The 18,698-nt window shown below is 63.2% G+C and carries 17 protein-coding genes; 11 read left to right on the top strand and 6 right to left on the bottom strand.

Annotation, left to right across the window (positions count from 1 at the left end):
• Positions 1-264 precede the first annotated feature (264 nt).
• The gene (locus DPM33_RS21785; RefSeq protein ID WP_112099500.1) at positions 265-948 is read left to right on the top strand and encodes a Crp/Fnr family transcriptional regulator; all 684 of its coding nucleotides are present in this window, start codon (positions 265-267) and stop codon (positions 946-948) included.
• 143 nt (positions 949-1,091) lie between these two features.
• Here the strand turns inward: DPM33_RS21785 and DPM33_RS21780 are convergent, their stop codons facing one another.
• Positions 1,092-5,399 carry a cytochrome P450 gene (locus tag DPM33_RS21780; RefSeq protein ID WP_112099499.1) on the bottom strand — a complete coding sequence of 1,436 codons (4,308 nt, stop codon included), beginning with the start codon at positions 5,397-5,399 and terminating at the stop codon, positions 1,092-1,094.
• Between the two features lie 120 nt (positions 5,400-5,519).
• Entirely contained in the window at positions 5,520-7,301 is a 1,782-nt protein-coding gene (locus DPM33_RS21775; protein WP_112099498.1) for an adenylate/guanylate cyclase domain-containing protein, read from the bottom strand.
• Positions 7,302-7,754: 453 nt separating this feature from the next.
• Here DPM33_RS21775 and DPM33_RS21765 point away from each other — a divergent pair, with 453 nt between their 5' ends.
• From DPM33_RS21765 to DPM33_RS21755, 3 genes are all read left to right on the top strand, one after another.
• A complete protein-coding gene (locus DPM33_RS21765; protein ID WP_112099496.1) occupies positions 7,755-8,012 on the top strand; it encodes a PepSY domain-containing protein in 258 nt (85 codons plus the stop codon).
• An 87-nt stretch (positions 8,013-8,099) separates the two neighbouring features.
• Complete coding sequence (locus tag DPM33_RS21760; RefSeq protein WP_245442309.1) at positions 8,100-8,828, top strand: lysozyme inhibitor LprI family protein; 729 nt, start codon at positions 8,100-8,102, stop codon at positions 8,826-8,828.
• Between the two features lie 107 nt (positions 8,829-8,935).
• Positions 8,936-9,406, top strand: coding sequence for a hypothetical protein (locus tag DPM33_RS21755; RefSeq protein ID WP_112099495.1), 471 nt, complete (start codon positions 8,936-8,938; stop codon positions 9,404-9,406).
• Here DPM33_RS21755 and DPM33_RS21750 read toward each other — a convergent pair.
• Positions 9,398-11,275 (bottom strand): L,D-transpeptidase family protein, encoded by a 1,878-nt coding sequence (locus tag DPM33_RS21750; RefSeq protein WP_112099494.1) that lies wholly within the window; start codon positions 11,273-11,275, stop codon positions 9,398-9,400. The two genes, DPM33_RS21755 and DPM33_RS21750, sit on opposite strands and share 9 nt — an antisense overlap.
• Before the next feature lie 390 nt (positions 11,276-11,665).
• Between DPM33_RS21750 and DPM33_RS21745 the strand changes: the two genes are divergently transcribed.
• A complete protein-coding gene (locus DPM33_RS21745; protein WP_112099493.1) occupies positions 11,666-12,067 on the top strand; it encodes a rhodanese-like domain-containing protein in 402 nt (133 codons plus the stop codon).
• A 36-nt stretch (positions 12,068-12,103) separates the two neighbouring features.
• Positions 12,104-12,790: a glycerol-3-phosphate 1-O-acyltransferase PlsY gene (gene plsY, locus DPM33_RS21740; RefSeq protein ID WP_112099492.1), complete on the top strand. Its 687-nt coding sequence runs from the start codon at positions 12,104-12,106 to the stop codon at positions 12,788-12,790.
• Between the two features lie 13 nt (positions 12,791-12,803).
• Here the strand turns inward: plsY and DPM33_RS21735 are convergent, their stop codons facing one another.
• Entirely contained in the window at positions 12,804-13,712 is a 909-nt protein-coding gene (locus DPM33_RS21735; protein ID WP_112099491.1) for an alpha/beta hydrolase, read from the bottom strand.
• Positions 13,713-13,759: 47 nt separating this feature from the next.
• Here DPM33_RS21735 and DPM33_RS21730 point away from each other — a divergent pair, with 47 nt between their 5' ends.
• On the top strand, positions 13,760-14,212 hold the full coding sequence (locus DPM33_RS21730) for a MarR family winged helix-turn-helix transcriptional regulator (protein ID WP_112099490.1): 453 nt from the start codon (positions 13,760-13,762) through the stop codon (positions 14,210-14,212).
• A 148-nt stretch (positions 14,213-14,360) separates the two neighbouring features.
• Here the strand turns inward: DPM33_RS21730 and DPM33_RS21725 are convergent, their stop codons facing one another.
• Positions 14,361-14,972: a pyridoxamine 5'-phosphate oxidase family protein gene (locus tag DPM33_RS21725; protein ID WP_112099489.1), complete on the bottom strand. Its 612-nt coding sequence runs from the start codon at positions 14,970-14,972 to the stop codon at positions 14,361-14,363.
• A gap of 93 nt (positions 14,973-15,065) precedes the next feature.
• The gene (locus DPM33_RS21720) at positions 15,066-15,419 is read right to left on the bottom strand and encodes a gamma-butyrobetaine hydroxylase family protein (protein ID WP_112099488.1); all 354 of its coding nucleotides are present in this window, start codon (positions 15,417-15,419) and stop codon (positions 15,066-15,068) included.
• A gap of 201 nt (positions 15,420-15,620) precedes the next feature.
• On the opposite strand from DPM33_RS21720, the gene moaA reads away from it, so the two are divergent.
• From moaA to DPM33_RS21700, 4 genes are all read left to right on the top strand, one after another.
• Positions 15,621-16,634: a GTP 3',8-cyclase MoaA gene (gene moaA / locus DPM33_RS21715; RefSeq protein ID WP_112099626.1), complete on the top strand. Its 1,014-nt coding sequence runs from the start codon at positions 15,621-15,623 to the stop codon at positions 16,632-16,634.
• A gap of 53 nt (positions 16,635-16,687) precedes the next feature.
• Positions 16,688-17,182: a hypothetical protein gene (locus tag DPM33_RS21710; RefSeq protein WP_112099487.1), complete on the top strand. Its 495-nt coding sequence runs from the start codon at positions 16,688-16,690 to the stop codon at positions 17,180-17,182.
• A gap of 112 nt (positions 17,183-17,294) precedes the next feature.
• Entirely contained in the window at positions 17,295-17,654 is a 360-nt protein-coding gene (locus DPM33_RS21705; RefSeq protein WP_112099486.1) for a hypothetical protein, read from the top strand.
• Between the two features lie 121 nt (positions 17,655-17,775).
• Positions 17,776-18,696 (top strand): DMT family transporter, encoded by a 921-nt coding sequence (locus DPM33_RS21700; protein ID WP_112099625.1) that lies wholly within the window; start codon positions 17,776-17,778, stop codon positions 18,694-18,696.
• Positions 18,697-18,698: the final 2 nt, after the last annotated feature.

Below are 18,698 nucleotides of genomic sequence, written 5' to 3'. Positions count from 1 at the left end.
CATTTTCAGATTTGCTGTCTGCGCGCGTGGGTACCTCCCACCCAAGCGCGCGGACGGCGTTCTCGAAGGATCGGCCCGTGCCCGCCAGTGCGCCCGGTCTCCTTACAGTTTGCCGGCTTGCCCATTTTCGACGCGACGGGCGTGACATTCGAACTTTCGTCACCCACGCGCCGAACACGGTCAGCCACCGTAGAAGGAGACGACACTTTGATCGAGCACGCACTTGTCCTACAATTTCCGCTCAACGAGAGGCGGAATCGTATCATGGCTACAAACGGCGCGGACGACAGGAACATGCCGCGCCTGGCGCGCATTGATCCGCGCCAGTTCGACCTGCTGTTCAGCGGTTGCAAGCTGGAACGCTACGCCGCCGGCCAGCACCTGTTCGTCCAGGAGGATGCCTCCGACCGCATCTACGGTGTGATGAGCGGCACGGTCGAGATTTCGATCTATTCGCCGGGCGGGCAGAAGCTGGTGGCCAACATCGAGCTGTCGCGCAGCCTTGTCGGTGAGATCGGAGCGCTGGACGGGCGTCCGCGCACGGCCACCGCCATCTGCCTCACGGCATGCGAGCTGGTTTCGCTGAGCCGGGCACAACTCTTTGACCGCATTGAGAAAAACCCACCTCTTGCACGCGCGATGATCGAACTGCTGTGCACGCGTCTGCGCTGGGTCAGCGGTGAGTTGGGCGACCAGGCCTTTTTCGGCATCGAGGCCAGGCTGGCGAAGCGGCTGGTGTTCCTGAGCGGCGTCATGGCCGACTCCGCCGGCTGGATTCCGATTTCACAATCCGAGCTCGGCGAATTCCTCGGCGCGACGCGCGAATCGGTCAACAAGACGCTCAACGACTGGCGCAACCGGCAGATGATCGCCATCAAGCGCGGCGGACTGCGCATCACCAACGCCGCCGCGTTGAGCCAGATCGCCAATTCGCAGGACGACGACTAAGCTCGGCTACCTCGCCGTAGCTGCTCGGCGACTTCGCCGTAGCTAGGCTCGGCGACTTCGCGGCAGCCTTCGATCGGAATTGCGCTGAAACAACAAAACGGTCCATCGTCTCCACGAACGACGGACCATTTTTGCATGCTCGATCACAGGCGCGAGATCAGGTAGCGCAACGCCGAGCGGCTCGGCATGAAGAAATAGCCGCCGCCTTTGGTCGAGACGAACTGCGGTATGTCCTTGATCACGGTCACCTTTTCCCACGACGGGATCGAAAACCGGCCGCCGCTTTCGCGCGAGCCGATCGTCGGATCCTTCTCGCCGACCAAGCCCTGGAACGAGCTCGACGAAACCCAGGTCTGCTGGATGAACTCGTATTGGCGCTCGATATCGGCGTTGAGACACATGAAGAGCAGGCCCTTCTCGGTCTTTCCGCCCCTTTCCTTCTTCTCGTAGGTCCGGCCGACCCGCAGGATGCGGTGGCGTTTGCCGATCCTGATCTGTGTTTCGCGGTCCTCACCAAGCGAATCGCGAGGGTTGGAACGGCGGACGTGTGAGCCGAGCGGACAGGCGTGGCCTTGCGGATCCTCCGCGCCGAGCGCGAAATCATTGTCGATGCTGCGGCCGGGGCGTCCGTTGGGATTACGCACCAGCGAGCTGCCGTCCTGCCAGCGGCCGAGCATCTTTGCAGCGACCCAGCGCTGGTCGATGGCAGCATCCCCTGTCTCCGCGGCCGCCTGCGCCGCCGCCTTGCGGCAATAGTCGTCGAACAATTCGACATGCTGCTCGAACTGGCGCATGACGAGGAAGCTGCCGTTGCGACCGAAGTCGCGTGGTGGCGGCGGCTGACCCGGCACCTGCCGGTTGCGCCGCACCTGCGACAGGATGCCAGTGCGATCCTGCGCCGCTTCGACCGAGGGCGACGCGGGATAGAAACCGTGCTCGTCTCGATAGCCGAACAGGAACTCGCCCGGCGCGACCAGATGCATGGGGGCCGCCCCCTTGTTGGCACGCGCAGTGCCGCGCACGATCGGCTGCGAGACGCCGTCGACGAAACCGAAATGCTCGTACGCGCGAAGACGTCCCGACTTGCCATGGCTCGCGCCGTCGCCGTTCTTCGCGGGCTCCTGGGAGGCAGCAGCATCCTTGTTCGGCTGCCGCTTGACGAGAAGCGGCAGCTCCGCAACCAACGACATTCCCGCGCCCGCCGTCTGCCGCTTCACGGCGGTGATCTCGGTTTTCAGCGTGGCCGCTGCCTCGGCATAACAGACGATGACGGCATCGACCCGCTTGTCGGGTGAGCCCCACTGCCATGTCGACGGGCCGTCGGGACCGGTATCGTCGAGGATGCGGCTACGCTCCGGCGTACCCATGCCTTGGCGGAAGGCGACTGGAAATGTGTCGAGTGGATTGTCGTCGACACCGCCTTGCAGTCCGAGCCGGCGCAGGCCGCAGGGGCCGAAGGCTACGGTCATGGCTCGCCCGGCGGGCACGCCGTCGCCGAAACTCGTCTTCGCGATGATGAAATCCAGCCACGCCTTGCGCTTCGTTGCCGGCAGACTATCTGGCACCTGGATTGCAAGCATATGCCCATGACCGAGCGCGCCGAACGGCCCAAAGAAGATCGATTGGATTTCTCCGGACTCCAGCTCTTCGAGCGGGGTGGCTGGCGGAGCGGCCGGGCCGGCCGCATCCGCTGCCCGCGCTTGCGGGCGCGGCAAGGAACCGAACAGGCTCAGCCAGTCGCGCGCCTCGTTGCCGGTGGCCGAAGCAATGCCGCGCCTGATCCTCGAATTGATGCGGATGCGCGTCGTGTTGAGATGCGGATAGGCGCTGTACCAGAACAGCGTCGGCACCTGCTGGCGCCGCGCCCAGCGCTTGAAACGGTCGCCGTCGCGCGCGCCGTCGAGGAACAGCCAGCGCGTGCGCGGATAGCCCACGGTGTTGCTCCATACGCCGGTCAGGCCTTCGGAGGCCTTGGCAATGAAATCCTCCAGGTAGCTTTCCCAGCTGCCGCCATAGTTGGAGAAGAACACCAGCCTGTCGGTGCCGGGCAGAAGCACCCAGCGGGCGAAATGAATGGTGTTGATGGTGGCGAGAAAGCCGGGCCTGAACACTTTCTGCGCTGCTATCGAGATGACGTAGAATGAAAACCTGAGCGCCAGTCGCCGTAAGATACCCACCTTCATCGTAGAGATCGCCGTCAGGTGATTTTGGGCGGCGAGGTCCTCGTGGGCGAGGATCTTCTCCAGCGCCTTTACGCCGATCGAGGTGTTTTGCGGCTGGTCCCGATCATCGAGGCGCTGCAATGCCCAAAGGCCCAGAAGCGCCAGCAGCGCCAGCAAGACCAGCAACCCGGCAAACGCCAGCACAAGCGAGGTTATGGCGATGGCAATGCCGGTAAACGAGATGTCGCTTATGTCGACAGGTCTGCCGAATACCAGATGATAGGTCATATACCAGGAAGCGGCCAGAATGACTGCCACCGTCGCGAAAACCGGCGGCACCAGCAGCGTCGTCATCAGAGCGCGTCCAAAACTGCCGGGCGACCTTTCGAGCATGCTTTCAGCAGGCTCAAACGCCCATCCGAACTGGCCGAGGGACCGGACATGACCGCGCGCCTCGGCAAGCACGTCCGGGGCATTGCCGTTGCCGGTGCGCGGCTTCTCGGCGATCTCGCGCACGCTGTCGGCAAGCTTGGCTTCGGCCAGGATACGGCGCACCGAATGTCCGGGCGTGCCGGCGAAAACCAATCCGGCGGTACTGCCAAAAGAGGGCGATATCTCGATATTGTGCTTCTTCAGGAAGTCCTCCAGCGCGCCGCCATCCGGCAGGCCGCAGACATCCTTGAAGATCGGCCGCAGGCGATGGCCGATGGCCTGAGAGATGGCGGCGATGACCTCGTCGGCGCTGCCGTCGCCGGAGATTTCGAACACCAGCGCGCCGGTCTCGAGCCCCGATTTTTCATCCGTGCCGGTCGGAGCGACGGCCAGGCTGGTGAAATGGATGGTGCCGATCTTGTCGAGCGCCTCACGGATCTCGCCGGCGGGTGGATTCCCGAGGTCTGTGATCTTGCCTCGCACCGCGTCCAGCGGCACGGTGCGGGTGATCGGGCAAACCACCGTCACCATGGACTGGTCGACGGTACTGCAAAGCGGCGACCGCTCGAAATCGACCTTGAGGTTTGCCGGATAGGCGCCGACATCGGCCATCTTGCCGGCCCTGCCCCGCGCGCGGGCCAGCTTCGGTTTGCTGAACAGGGCGCGAACGCATTCGCCGATCTGGATCCGGGCGATTTCGGCGCCGATGCACAGATGGATACCGTGGCCGAAAACCATGTAGTCGCGATACGGACGCGAGGTATCGAACTCGTTCGGCCGCTGCACGATCTCCGGATCGAACATGGCTGAAAGCGTCGCCGGCATCACCACCGTGCCCGCTTTCACCAGGCGCTCGCGGCGCGTGCCCTTGCCGATCACCGCGTCGCGCCTGGTATAGCGCCAGGGTCCGATCCAGATCGGCTTGAAGCGCATGGCCTCCATGATCGCCCGGTCGAGCTTGCCGGTATCGCCGGCTGCGATTGCCTCATCCACGGCCTGCCGCGCATCGGTTCGCGTCAGGATCACATTCAGGCAATTGCTGCCGGCGAGCACATTGGTCGGGACGAAGCCGGCGACCATCCCGAGCATGATGGAATGAATGTCGGGCAGCGACAGGCGCCCCTGGTCCATCAGCGCGACGAGGCGGGCCAGCGGCCGGTCGTCCTTGCCGGTTCTTTCCCTGACGGCGGCGATCGAACGGTCTATGATCTTGATCAGCCGGTCGCCGGCGACCACGGCAAGCTGGCGCGTGGTGGGATTGGCCGTCGGATCGGAAAAGAACAGCGCGCTGAGCGCGATCGACCAGTCGGCGAACTCGGTTTCGTCGTCGATCTCGAGGCCGAAATAATCGCGGCAGATCCGCACCGGCACGATTTTCATCAATCCGGCGATGGCATCGAAGCCCGGGCTGGCGCGGGTCATGATGTCGCGCGAATGGCGCTCGGCGATCGGCCTGACGGTGGCTTCGACTTCCGCCGGCGGGAACGCGCTCAGCACCGCCGATTTCATCTGCCGGTATGCGGCGCCGTCCTGCATGCCGAGGATGAAATTCGAGCCGCGGGCCAGTTCGGCCATTTCCGGCCCGTAGGGCGTCTCGAACTCGTCGCCACGCTCCAATATGTCGCGAACATCCACGCCCCTGGTGACGAGCAGGAAATTGCCGAAACCCACATTCGGCTTGAAACGGCGCAGCAACGCCAGCAGCCAGCGCGGATCGCCGAGAAGAAGGCCGGCGATGCGCGCAGCAATGCCGCCCTTCGATCGCAGGCGATTGATGTCGAACGGTGGCATGTCGGCGACGGGACGCTGGCTCTTCTGTGCGGCCCGGACGGCGGCGAAGTACTTCAATGTGATCATGCGCGTTCAAGCCCCCCGGCTGTCCACGTCAATACAATGCCGGCATCTATCTGGCCTAGGTTTGCATCGATCCGGCGTATGTGAATTCGCTCACAGTCATCTTGTTGTCGGCCCTGGCGATCATGCGGCAGACTTGGCCCGATCGAAATTGGCGATCAGGAAATTGTTCCTGGACGGGTCGACGAACGGTATCCAGCGTATCCTCTGCTCGGAGAAATCCGGATGCCTAGTCATGAAAATGTCGAGTTCGCGCGCCGCCTCGTCGCGCCGGCCGCTTCTCATCAGGGCGCCGATCTTCAGGAACCTGGCATAAAAATAGCTTGGCGACAGGTTGAGCGAGCGCTCGGCCGTGGCGATCGCGGCAGGCCAGTCCTCGACGAAGCAATAAGCCGCGGCCAGCTCCCCCAGATTGTGGAAGCGGTAGAGATCGAACGGGCTCAAGCGCTCCGTGTCGAGGAAGAACGGTATCGCGTCAGCCGCATCGCCGAGCAGCAGGTGCGCGCTGCCCATGGCCGAACGGGCAAAGGCGAAGCTCGGATTGATATGGATCGCCTCGGCGAGATGCTCGGCCGCCAATGCCGGCAGGCCGCGCATGATGTCGGCCGCGCCGAGATAGGCGTGCGGGCGGGCATCTAGGCTGTCCATCAGAAGCGCCTTGCGCGCGAGCGTCTCCACTTTTTCCAGATCGTCGCTGTCGCCGAAACGCAGCCAGGCCCGCCAGAAGTACCACCATGCGAGCTCGTTCAGCACAGCGCTCGAATTCGGATCGTCGCGGTAGCCCTTGTCGAAGAAATCGAGGGCGATTTCGGTATCGCGACGCGTTCGCCTGTTCATGTGCCAGCGGCCACGCCTGACCAGTTGCCAGGTCTCGAGACTTTCCCACGGCACCTGGAAAGTGCGCGCCTGCTCGGCGCGATCGACCTCCTTGTCGAGGATGGAAACGATCTCGCTGCCGATCTGGTCGCGCAGGCTGAAGATGTCGACGAGGTCGCGGTCGAAGCGCTGCGACCAGACCAGGCGCCCGTTCGACGTGTCTGTGAGCGACGCATTGAGACGTATCTGCCTGTCAGAGCGCGCCAACGTGCCGCTGACTATGTAGCGCGCGCCAAGCGCATTGCCGATCAGCTTCGTGCCTAGGCTGTCGTCGCGAAACTGAAAGCTTGAACCCTTGGCGATGACCGAAAGCCAGCGCGTGTTGGAAAGACCGTAGATGATGTCCTCGGCGATACCATCCGCCATATAGCCGACGTCGGGTTCGCTTCCGTTGCCCTGGAACGGCAGCACCGCGATTGCCGGTGGACCTTTGGCGACCGGCCCGTAATGGCCAGGCGCGATAGGAATGGAAGCGAAGGAAACCGCCGCGGCAGACCCGTTGCCGCCGCGGCCGGCGATCAGGACATGCACCGGCAGGGCGATGTTCTTCAGGCTGAACTCACCTAGATCGGTGAAGACCGCCGCCGTCTTGTCCCTCACATGGTGCCATGTCGTCGCCGAGATGGCGACGCCGTCATGCGGTGCGAATTCCTGCAGCCGGGCGGCGATATTGACGTCGTCGCCATAAAGACGGCCTTCGCGCACAATGACGTCGCCGGTGTTGATCCCGGCGCGAAACGGCATGCGCATATCCTCGGCAACCGCGGCATTCAACGCCACGATCCTGGCCTGGAAATCGAAGGCCGCACGCAAGGCTTCGATCGGATTGCCGAATTCGGCCATGATGCTGTCGCCGGCGTCGCCGAACGTGCGCCCGCCAAAAGCGCCGCAACTGCCGGCGATGATGTCGCGCCTCTCCTCGAAGGCGGCGACGGCCAGCTCGTCGTCGATGCCCATCAGCCGCGAAAACCCAACGGCGTCTATTGAAATGATTGTCGCAAGCTGACGGGTATAATTCCGTTCAGCCATGATCGAGCCCCCAGTCCCCCGCTTCCAGTCCAGAACAGGCGGCTAGCGCTCGAAAAAACACGTCGCCGGCCGCCGACGGAGATCCTCGGCGGGCTCGGCGCACTGTTGCCACCCTGTTATGACCAGAATTCTATCAGGGTCTTGTCGAAAGCTCTACCACGAACAGCTAATATAACGAACTCGCCATCCGGCGCATGGTTAGTCATTCGTTACGTCAAGAGAATCATCCGTATCCCACCGCTACCCATTGGAATCGCAGACTCTTTCGCAGCCAGGCAATCCAGGCTTGGCTGCTGCCGGGCGAAAATCGGCCGCATAACGGCAACCGCTTCAAAATACGTTTTTTGGCGCTGCGGAACCAACCCGCCCGTGTGGGAGTTTCTGACGGCACCTACGTCGGCCCGGGATTTGGCGCTGACACGAGATTTGGCCATACGAGATTTGAGGGCTCTCATGCGCGCTGTTGTCTTGGCAACCAGTATCGCTTTCCTCCTTATCGGTGGACAAGCCTTTGCGGCAGATGACCAGCCATTGCCGCCGCAAAACGCCAAGAAGCTGTCGGAGATCATCGCCAAGGTCGAGCAGCGCACCGATTTCCGTTATGTGAAGGAAGTCGGCTGGGATAGCGACGGCTACACCGTTACCTATTACACGACCGACAAGGCCAAGGTCCAAATCACCTACGATCCCGTGACGGGCGAACCCAAATAGGGCTGCACTCGATTGCCCGCCCGTCCATTCCGCCGGGCTTGCATCCGGCATAGACTTGTTCTTCGAAAACGCCGGGCGGAGGACAATATGCGGCTTCATATCTGGACAACCGCCCTGCTTGTGGCCGCATCGATGCCCGGAGCGACCAGCCTGGCGCATGCGGACGGCCCGTCCTTCGACTGCCGAAAGGCGCAACTGCCCACCGAGAAGGCGATCTGCGCCGACCCGCAACTGTCGGCCATCGATGCTTTGGTCACCAAGGCCTATGGCGGTTTCGAGCCCGCCTTCGGCGGCGACAAGCGCAAGATCGCAAGGGGACTGATCGCCGACCGGAATGCGTGCAAGACGGACACGGCCTGCATCGTAAGCGCGCAGAACAATGCCCTGCAGACTTACGGCAACGCGCCGTCATGGGTGGAGGACTACAACATCGCGCTGATAGGCAGGAAGGCGCTCGACCTCGCGGCGAAGACGCCGAAGCCGATCGACCAGCCCCTGCCCGCCTCGATCGGAAAATGCGGTTTCACCCACATCAAGGCGCTGACGACGAGACTGGGCGACGACCCGCTGGAAACCGCCAGCCCGGAGGCCGGCAGCGCGGCGACGTTCACCAACGGCGGCACGGCGGTCTCTTATGACCGGGAGCCGGGCCTGGCGAGTTCCAAGGTTGGCGATCCGGTCGTCATGTGCCTGATCGTGATCCCGCGCGACTGTCCGAAAGACGATCTGCGCGGCAAGGTCTACTACGCCATCGACCTCGCCGCCAAAGGCACATGGGCACTGCCCGACTCCGAGCATCTGTGCGGCGGCGCCTGAGGACCAGCACATCGCCTCTGGAGTCAAGCACAAAGGACTGCCCTTGCATCAGCACGACTTTGATGGCTGACTGCCCGGCATGATTGCGGGCACGGGGGTGCGTGGCAATGATCGGTTACGTCCTGAAGCGCATCCTGATGGTGCTCGTCGGCTATCTGGTCGCGGCGCTGGTCGGGTTGATCGCGGTGGTGGTGATCTACGCGATATTGAGCGCGCTGCCCAACGCACCGGGCTATTTCGGGCTTATGGAATTCACGCCCGTCGCCGTGCTGGTGGTGCCGCCGCTCGGCATGTTCGTCTACTTCCTGACGATCGTCCTGACGGGAATGCAGACGCTGGTCTTCGCCCTGATCGCCGAGTTCTTTTCGTTGCGAAGTTTTTGGCTGCACATGGTGTTCGGTGCCATGGCCGCCGCTGCCGGCTTCATGCTGATCTGGCCCGACGCGGCCGATGATCCGGAACGCTGGGCCGACATGGGCATCATCGCCGGTGCCGGCCTCGTGGCCGGCCTGATCTACTGGCTGATCGCCGGGCGTGACGCCGGCTTCCGCCGGCAGCTCATCGACCGCTCAGCTTGACGGCGTGCGCACCGCTTCGGTCGCGTCCAGCGCCTGCATCAGCTTGGAATCGCGGTCATAGACGTCGTCGAAATACTCGACCTTGCCGGACATGTCCGGCCATGCGGTGAAATAGGCGACATAAACCGGGATGACGCGCGTGACATTCTCGGTCGAATGCCCGTGCTTCAGTTTCTCGGCAATGTCGTCGACGGTGGTGCCGAGCACGGCTGCGGCCATGCCGCGCGGATCCTGCAGCCGGACGCAGCCATGGCTGAGCGCCCGCATGTCGCGCGCGAAGAACGACTTTTGCGGCGTGTCGTGCATGTAGATGGCGTGCTTGTTGGGGAACAGTATCTTCAATTCGCCCAGCGCATTGGCCTCGCTCGGCTGCTGGCGCACGCTGAATGGGATGTTGGCGCCATATGCACCCCAATCGACCGCCGAGGACGGGATCTTCTTGCCACGTGCATCCGTCACCTCGTAACCGGCGCGGTCGAGATAGCCGGGATCGCTACGCAGCCGCGGCAACATCTCGTTGACGATGATCGACTGCGGCACGCCCCAATAGGGATGGAAGTCGACCTGCTTGATCTGGTTGTAGAAGAAGGCGGTCTGGTTGGTGACCCGACCGATGACGACGCGCGTCTTCAGCTTCTCCTCGCCATTGTCGATATAGCTGGCGGTGAAGGCGGGCTGGTTGATGAAGACACGCGGGCTGCCCAGATCGGACGGCATCCAGCGCAGTTCCTCGAGCGCCACCTCGACCTTCTCGATCTTGTCGGCCTTCGACGTCCCCGCCAGCGACGCCACCGTACGCGGGCCGATGACGCCGTCGCCCTTCATGCCGGCCCGCTGCTGCACCGCCTTGATCACCGGCACCAGGTCCGGCTCGTAGAGCTCGCTCTTGCCCAGCCGGGTGAGCACATCGCCATAGTTGCCGCCCATCTCGTCATCGAGATTGCGGGAAATCAGCGTCAGCAATTTGGGCAGTTCCGGGCTGCTCTCACCGGGTTTGAGCAAAAGCTTCGGATCGACGACGATCTCGTTTTCCTCGCTCGCTTCGAGCGCTTCCAGCTCGACGCGCAGCGCCTGGTACTCGGCGTTCTGCGGATGCCGTGACTCGAGATAGGTGCGGACTTCCTGCGTATGCGCCAGCGTCTTCAGCGCGCCTTCCAGATCGAACGGCTTGGCCGGGAAATCATAATAGCCGGTCATGCGGTTGGGATCGACGCGGCCGCTCTGTGCATCTTGCGCATAGCGCAGCACGCGCACCGACAGCGCCATCTCGAAGCGGACCAGTTCCTTGGTCCGCTCTTCCGGTGTGGCCGAAGTCGCGGCAGCCGGAACATCGACTGAGTAGTCGGCCGGCGTCAGGCCATAGCTGGCGGCCTCGCCAAGCACGCGCACCGCATCCTGCGCCCTGCCGTTGGGGGCGTTGTCGCTTACCCAGATAAAATCCGGATTGGCCGAATAATAGGCGATCAGCGCCTTGGCGATGTCGGGTTCGGCGAAAAGTTCATAGTCGCTCAAGCCTGCAACCGCATCGCGGAACGCGGTGCTCGTCACGGACGGCACGAAGGCGGCATCCTGCGCCGTCGCGGACGGCGGTGCCGGTAACAGTGACTTGAAGTCGATGCGAATAAGCTTGTCGGCCCTGTACGTGTTGTAGGTCGGACTGCTGATCCTGACGCCGCCACCACCCTCACCGGCCGGCCGTATTTTGCGCGGCTTCGGCGGCGGCGGAAACTCGCCCTCCGGGTTGTGCCGGATGCCGCCGCCGAACAGCATGTCGAACAGCCCTTGCGCGCCTGCAGGCTGCTGCCCGAAGGCAAGCGTCACCGCAATCGCGATCGGCATGACAGCTTTTTTGTTCCCGAGAATTCTCATGCTTCACCCGCACCGGTTGTGACCGGTTCCCGTTCCGCGCCGCTGGACGGTCCCGCCCTCCGCATGGCGGATGTATGACGTGACTATACTGATTCATACCGATTTCGTTAAGCTTCCATAAATTTTCGAAGCCGTGTGGCAGAACGGTTTCACTTCATCGTGAGACCCGAGGCAGCGATTGCTTCGGGCCTCACGCACTCGCCAGGGCGTCGAAAAACAATCAGGCGTTGGCGCGGCGCTGGACGTACCCACGCATGCCACCTTGGTGGCAACAAGGGGCTCGCGCCACCCCCAATAAACCGACCACCAGCGCGACCGAGGCGTGACAAACGCAAGGCTTTGTGATCGAAATTTCGGCGGCCGCGACAACCGTGGCCAGGAGGGTCTACTGTGAAGAAAGGTTATCGCCAGCTGCTCGATGAAGCGAATGCCGAGATCGAGGTCGTGTCGCCGGAGGAGGCAGCTGGACTGCTGGAGGATGATGACACGATCTTCGTCGACCTGCGCGATCCCCGCGAGGTCGAGCGCGACGGCAAGATTCCCGGTGCCAGGCATGTGACGCGCGGCATGCTGGAATTCTGGATCGACCCCGAAAGTCCCTACCACAAGCCATTCTTCGCCAGCGGAAAGACCTTCGTCTTCTTCTGCGCCGGCGGCTGGCGCTCGGCACTCGCCACCAAGACCGCGCAGGACATGGGCCTGACGCCGGTCAAGCACATCCTCGGCGGCTACACCGCCTGGAAAGCGGCCGGCCTGCCGGTCGAGCCAGGGCAGAAAAAGAAGGTGGACTGATAACAGCTTCCCAGCAACGCCTGGAATCGATCGACGATGGTTTTCTGGATAGCGGGTGCAGTTGGGCTGGCGATCGCTTATCTGCTTGGTTCCGTGCCCTCCGGCTATCTGGCCGGCAGGCTCCTCCAGGGCATCGACATCCGCGAGCATGGCTCCAAGTCCACCGGCGCGACCAACGTGCTGCGAACCGTGGGCAAATGGCCCGCGCTGGCGGTGCTGGTGGGCGATGTGCTGAAAGGCGTGGCGGCGATCGTCTTTGCCCGCTGGTTCTATCCCTGGTGCTACGCGATTTCGTCGATCGCGCCACCGACGGTGCCTGACCTGCAGACTCTGGTGCCTTGGACCGTTGGCCTGGCTGGGCTTGCAGTGCTGCTGGGGCATGGCCGGTCGATCTGGTTGAATTTTACCGGCGGAAAATCGGCCGCGACGGGCCTGGGCGTACTGCTGGCGCTGTCATGGCCGGTCGGGTTGGGCGCCGCGGCGGCATTTGCCGTCACGCTCGCTCTTTTCCGGATTGTTTCCTTGAGCTCGATGCTGGCGACCCTCACCGCGGTCGCGTTTGTCTGCGGGCTGGAGCAACCCCTGCCCTATCGGCTGCTGGTGATCGCAGGCAGCCTCTACGTGATCCTACGCCATCGCGCCAACATTCAGCGGCTGCTGGCCGGCACGGAGCCACGCCTTGGCAGCGGCAGCCCGGGATCGGAAGCAGGTTCGCAAATCTAGGACACCTCGCCCCCTAGTGCAGGGTCGATTCCCGCTGTCCGGTCACAAAGCCCACCGCCCGCGCGACGACATCCCTGTCGGCGAGGATACGGCGGTGGCCAAGCCCATCGGCCCAATGCAGGTGGACATGTTCGCCGGCGCCGGCATAACGCTTTGCATGATCGGCATGGACCTCGCGGTCGTCGGGCGCATGGACGATCAGCGTCGGCAAGGACGCCGCGGCAAGCTGGCGGTCGCCGGTGAATTCGTTGAGCGGCCGGCCCGACAGATGCTTTACCCGATCCGCCATGGCCACCCTGGAACGCGGCCCCACGTTGAGCCTATTGCTGAACTCGTCGAAGATTGCTGGCAGCGAGCTCGGCGCGGCAATCAGCACCAGCTTTTGCGCCTTGAGCGGCGGCATCCCCTTGACCGACGCCGCAACGGCGTTGGCGGCAATCGCGCCGCCGAAGGAATGGCCGACGACGGCAGCAAACGGTCCAAACCATTCGCCGGCAACCCGCGCGGCGTCCACCGCATTGACCATGTTGAGATGACGTCCGATCGAATGTCCGTGCCCGGGCAGGTCGAGCGAGACGACCTTGTAGCCGGCGCCACGAAACCCTTCGATCAAAGCGCGCATATATTCGGTGCGCGAGCGCCAGCCATGGATGACCAGCACCGTACCGCGCGATTCGGTGCCCGGCTCCGGCCGGAATTCATGCACGGCCACACAATCCGTCCTGGTCTTCAGCCGGTGATGGCGCGCCTCGGCCATGAAGGCTGAGGCACGCTCAACGGCGCGGCGCTCGCCGTCGCTGAGCGATTTGACGTTGGGTGTGCGGCAAAACAATTCGAAGGCGGCGCGGCCGCTGAGGCGTGGCGCGACATGCTCGGCAGCGCCAAAAACGCCCCGGATGACCTTCATTCCAAATGATGCCATATTGGCAGTCCATCCATTCGTTCAAGCATGAACATAATAGTTCAAATATGAACATTAAGCAAGAGCTGCCCTGGGACAACCCGCGTTTTCGCAACTGGGTGGCGGTGGCGCGCGCCTGCCATGTGCTGGAGCGCACGCTGGCGGTGAAGCTGGCGCCGCTCGACCTCAAGCCGGCGCAGCTCGACGTGCTGATGAACCTCTACCGCCACCCCGGCATGTCGCAGCACGACCTTGCCCGCAAGCTCCTGGTCGGCCGCTCCAACATCACCATGCTGTTGCCGCAGCTCGAGTCGCGTGGCCTGCTGCGCCGCGAGGGCGACGAGAAGGACAAGCGTGTGCTGCGGCTGAACCTCACCGAGGCGGGCGAGGCGCTGCTGATGAAGGCGCTGAAGGTGCATATGGCGCTGATCGAGAAGGCGATGAGCCAGTCGACGCCGGAACAATGCGACATCATCGGCGAGCAGATGCGCAAGATCGCCGACGTGCTGAAGGAAGCCTAGCACCGACGGTGCACCGAGATTCAGGTCAGGATGCGCCGCAAATGGTGGCTTCCGAGAACCGGAGCGGAGCGTACTAAAGTACATGAGCACCGGAAGCGCAGGAGGCCGCCATTTGCAGGCCAGCCTCACCTGAATATCGGTGCACCGGCTACCACATGGTCTTTTTTGCCCGCTCCGGCCATTCCTTGTCATAGGTTGCGCCGTCGATGTTCTTGCGGCTGGTGACCTCGAGGATCTGGCCGGGTGTCGGCAGCGACTTCGGGTCGACATGCTTGGCCGGGTTCCAGAGGTCCGAGCGCACGATGGCGCGGGCGCATTGAAAATAGACCGTGTCGACATCGACGACGGTGACCGAGCGGACCGGCTTGCCGTCGACCATGAAGGAAGCGCAAAGCTCGGCGTCGGTGGTGATATGCGCGCGGCCGTTGACGCGCAGCGTCGTGCCCGAGCCCGGCACCAGAAACAGCAGTCCGACGCGCGGATCGCGAATGATGTTCTTCAGCGAATCGGCGCGGTTGTTGCCGCGCCTGTCGGGCATCATCAGCGTCTTCTCGTCGACGAGGCGCACGAAGCCGGCGAGATCGCCGCGCGGCGAGCAGTCGAGCCCGTCCGGGCCGCTTGTCGCCAGCGCCACGAAGGGCGAGGCTTCGATAAAGGCGGCATATTCGGGAATCACATGATCGAGTTCCTTGACGATCGAGGCCTCGCCCGGCAGCCCATAGAGCGCCTCGAGCTGTTCGACGGATGTGATGAGCGACATTTTCTCGTTCTCCGAGCCTTTGCCGGCGCTACGCCAAGCCCATGACGTTTTGACGACGGCCGGCCGCCGAGATTGAAACTCCCTGCAATCGGGCTAGCGATCCCGGCTTAGCCCCTTCTCGGCCAGCTCGGCGAGATAGGCGTTCCAGCGCTCGTCCTTTTCGTGACCGAGCGTATGCAGATAGCTCCAGGTGAAAATGCCGGTGTCGTGGAAATCGTCGAAGGTGATGCGCACCGCATAGTTGCCGACGGAGTCGATCTTGAGGATCGCGACATTGCGCTTGCCAGGCACGGTCACCCGCTGGTCCGGCGAATGGCCTTGCACTTCCGCCGACGGCGAGGCCACGCGCAGGAACTCCGCCGGCAGCTCGAACGGCTGATGACCCGGAAAGGTCACGGTCAGCAGCTTGCGGTCCTTCGAGACCCTGAGTTCCTTTGGCGCGGTCATGGCTGGTCCTGTCTGGTTTCGCCCTTCCCTACGCCGCTTCGCACGATCCGAAAAGGTCAGTGGCAGGCAGCCGACACGCGATGTCGGTCGGGGAATGTTACCAAAGATCAAGACCTTCTATCTTGAATGCGGCATTGGATCGTATCACATAGCTGTATATGACGACGCCGCTCAGGCCACGGGAAACGCTTGCGAATGGACATGATCGACCCCTCTGGTCGTAACATGATCGACCCCTTCGGTCGCACGGTCAGTTATCTGCGCGTGTCGGTCACCGACCGCTGCGATTTCCGCTGCACCTATTGCATGGCCGAGGACATGACCTTCCTGCCGAAGAAGGATCTGCTGTCGCTCGAGGAGCTTGATCGGCTCTGCACCGTCTTCATCGAAAAGGGTGTGAAGAAGCTCAGGCTGACTGGTGGCGAGCCGCTGGTGCGCAAGAACATCATGCATCTGGTGCGCCAGCTGTCGCGGCATCTGGAAAGCGGCGCGCTGGAAGAGCTGACGCTGACCACCAACGGCTCGCAGCTGTCGCGCTTCGCCGCCGAACTCGCCGACTGCGGCGTCAAGCGCATCAATGTCTCGCTCGACACGCTCGATGCCGACAAATTCCACCAGATCACCCGCTGGGGCAATCTCGGCAAGGTGATGGAAGGCATCGATGCCGCGCAGCGGGCCGGGCTGAAGATCAAGCTCAACGCGGTTGCGCTGCGCGATTTCAACGATGCCGAGATCCCGGAGATGATGCGCTGGGCGCATGGCCGCGGCATGGACCTCACCTTGATCGAAACGATGCCGATGGGCGAGATCGAGGCTGACCGAACCGACCAGTATCTGCCGCTGTCGCTGCTCCGCGCCTCGCTGGAGCGTCAGTTCACGCTCTCCGACATCCCTTACAAGACCGGTGGCCCGGCCCGCTACACGCACGTCGCGGAGACCGGCGGGCGGCTCGGCTTCATCACGCCGATGACGCATAATTTCTGCGAAAGCTGCAACCGCGTGCGGCTGACCTGCACCGGCACGCTCTATATGTGCCTCGGCCAGGAGGACGCCGCCGACCTCAGGGCGCCGCTGCGCGCCTCCGAGGGCAACGAGTTGCTCGACGCGGCAATCGACGAGGCCATCGGCCGCAAGCCGAAGGGCCATGATTTCATCATCGACCGCCGCACCAGCCGCCCGTCGGTCTCGCGCCATATGAGCGTCACCGGCGGCTGATTTTTTCTCTGCATTGGTGCATGATCGCCCCCGGTCGTCGACCAGGGGGGAACATGCAACGTCTTCAGCACATCGGCCGGCTGTCAGTGGCGGCTATTCTGTCCCTGTCGGCAATCACGACGTCGACGGCAACCGCTAAGCCGTTCACTTACGTGAATGCACGGTTCGGCCAGTCCTGCACATTCCCCGATGAAATCTTCAGTGACCCTCTGCCGGAGCCGGAAAACGGTGACGGCCAGCAATGGCTCAGCGCCGACGGCGCCGAGCTGACCTGTTCCGGCATCAACAATGTCGACGACGAAACGCCACGGAGTTTCGTCGACGAGGAAAAAACGAGCACCGAAGCCGGCTACAAGGTCACCTACAGCAAGACGGGCAAGAACTGGGCGGTTCTGTCCGGCACCAGGGACGGCAAGATCTTTTATGAGCGCCGCCTGTTCGGCAAGGATGGCGTCATCCGCACCGTTTTCATCGAATATCCTCCCTCGCTCAAGACGAAATACGATCCACTGGTCGGCGCCATCGCCAAGAGCCTGCGCGGCCCTTGAGGCAGCCTCGCCACGCTAGAAAATAAAGCGCTCGCGCTACCGTCCGCCCGATTTACCGCGAGCCTTTTCGGGCCTAGCTTCCCTACGCGGTTTTCGCTCTAGGGGGAGTGCCATGCGCACAATCATGCTTTCACTTGCAATGCTTGGGGTTGCTGCCTTGCCGGCGGCGGCTCAATCGATCGGGGGCACCTACACCGTCGCCGGCACCAACTTCGACGGCTCGAAATATGATGGCGAAGCGACAATCACGCTGACCAGCGACACGACCTGCACGATCCACTGGGAAACCGGGGGCTCGAGCTCGGACGGTATCTGCATGCGTAACGACGATGCCTTCTCCGCCGGCTACGCGATGGGCAAGGAGATCGGCCTTGTCGTCTACAAAGTGCAGGAAGACGGCACGCTGAACGGACTGTGGACCATTGCCGGCAAGAACGGCAACGGCACCGAGACGCTTACACCAAAAAAATAATTCTGAAAAACACCGGTCGAACGACAAATGGGCCACGGAAAATCCGTGGCCTATTTCTTTAGCGTTGCTGTTTGCCGGTCGCCTGCTACGGCTTGATCAAGAAAAGAATCCGGAAACGCCTTTGCCTCTCTCGCCAAATCTGCGCGGCGCGCTGTTCATGATCGTGGCCATGGTCGGCTTCACCTTGAATGACGCGATCACCAAATTCTCTTCCGAATCGATGAACATGGCGCAGGTCATGCTGGTGCGCGGCGCCTTCGCATCGCTCTTCGTCGGCCTGCTGGCCTGGCGGCGCGGCGCGCTGGCCAATCCCGGCGCCATGCTGCAGCCGATGGTGGCGACGCGCGTGGCGGGCGAAGCCGGCGCCACCGTATCGTTCCTGATCGCCCTCGCGCATCTGCCGATTGCCAACGTCTCCGCCGTGCTGCAGGCTCTGCCGCTGGCGGTGACCATGGGCGCGGCTCTGTTCTTCGGCGAAGGCGTCGGCTGGCGGCGCTGGCTCGCCATTGCCGTCGGCTTCGCCGGCGTGATGATCATCGTGCGGCCGGGCTTCGAGGGCTTCAGCGTCTATTCGCTGCTGGCCTTAACCAGCGTCGTCTGCTGCGCGGTGCGCGACCTTGCCACCAAGCGCATCCCGCAGGCGATCCCCACCATGCTGGTCTCGACCGCAACCGCGCTCGCCATGACGGTCCTCGGCGCGCTGCTGTTGTCGCCAATGGGCGGCTGGACGCCGATGAGCGGCAAGGCGACCGCGCTGTTGGCGCTGGCTGCTGTGCTGGTGCTGATCGGCTATCAGTTCATCATCATGGCGATGCGCTCGGGCGACATCTCCTTCATCGCGCCGTTCCGCTACACCGCGCTGCTGTGGTCGATTCTGCTCGGCCTCGTCATTTTCGGCGACATCCCCGATCTGCCGATGATCGTCGGCGCCGCCATCATCATCGGCTCCGGCCTCTATGCGCTCTACCGCGAACGCGTCGTCGGACGGCGGCAACCGGCCGCCGAAAGCGCTGGACCCGACATGGCGCCGGACGGCATATAGGC

The sequence above is a fragment of the Mesorhizobium hawassense genome, assembly GCF_003289945.1.
Classification (GTDB): Bacteria; Pseudomonadota; Alphaproteobacteria; order Rhizobiales; family Rhizobiaceae; genus Mesorhizobium; species Mesorhizobium hawassense.
This window is presented reverse-complemented; position numbering and strand designations above follow the sequence as displayed.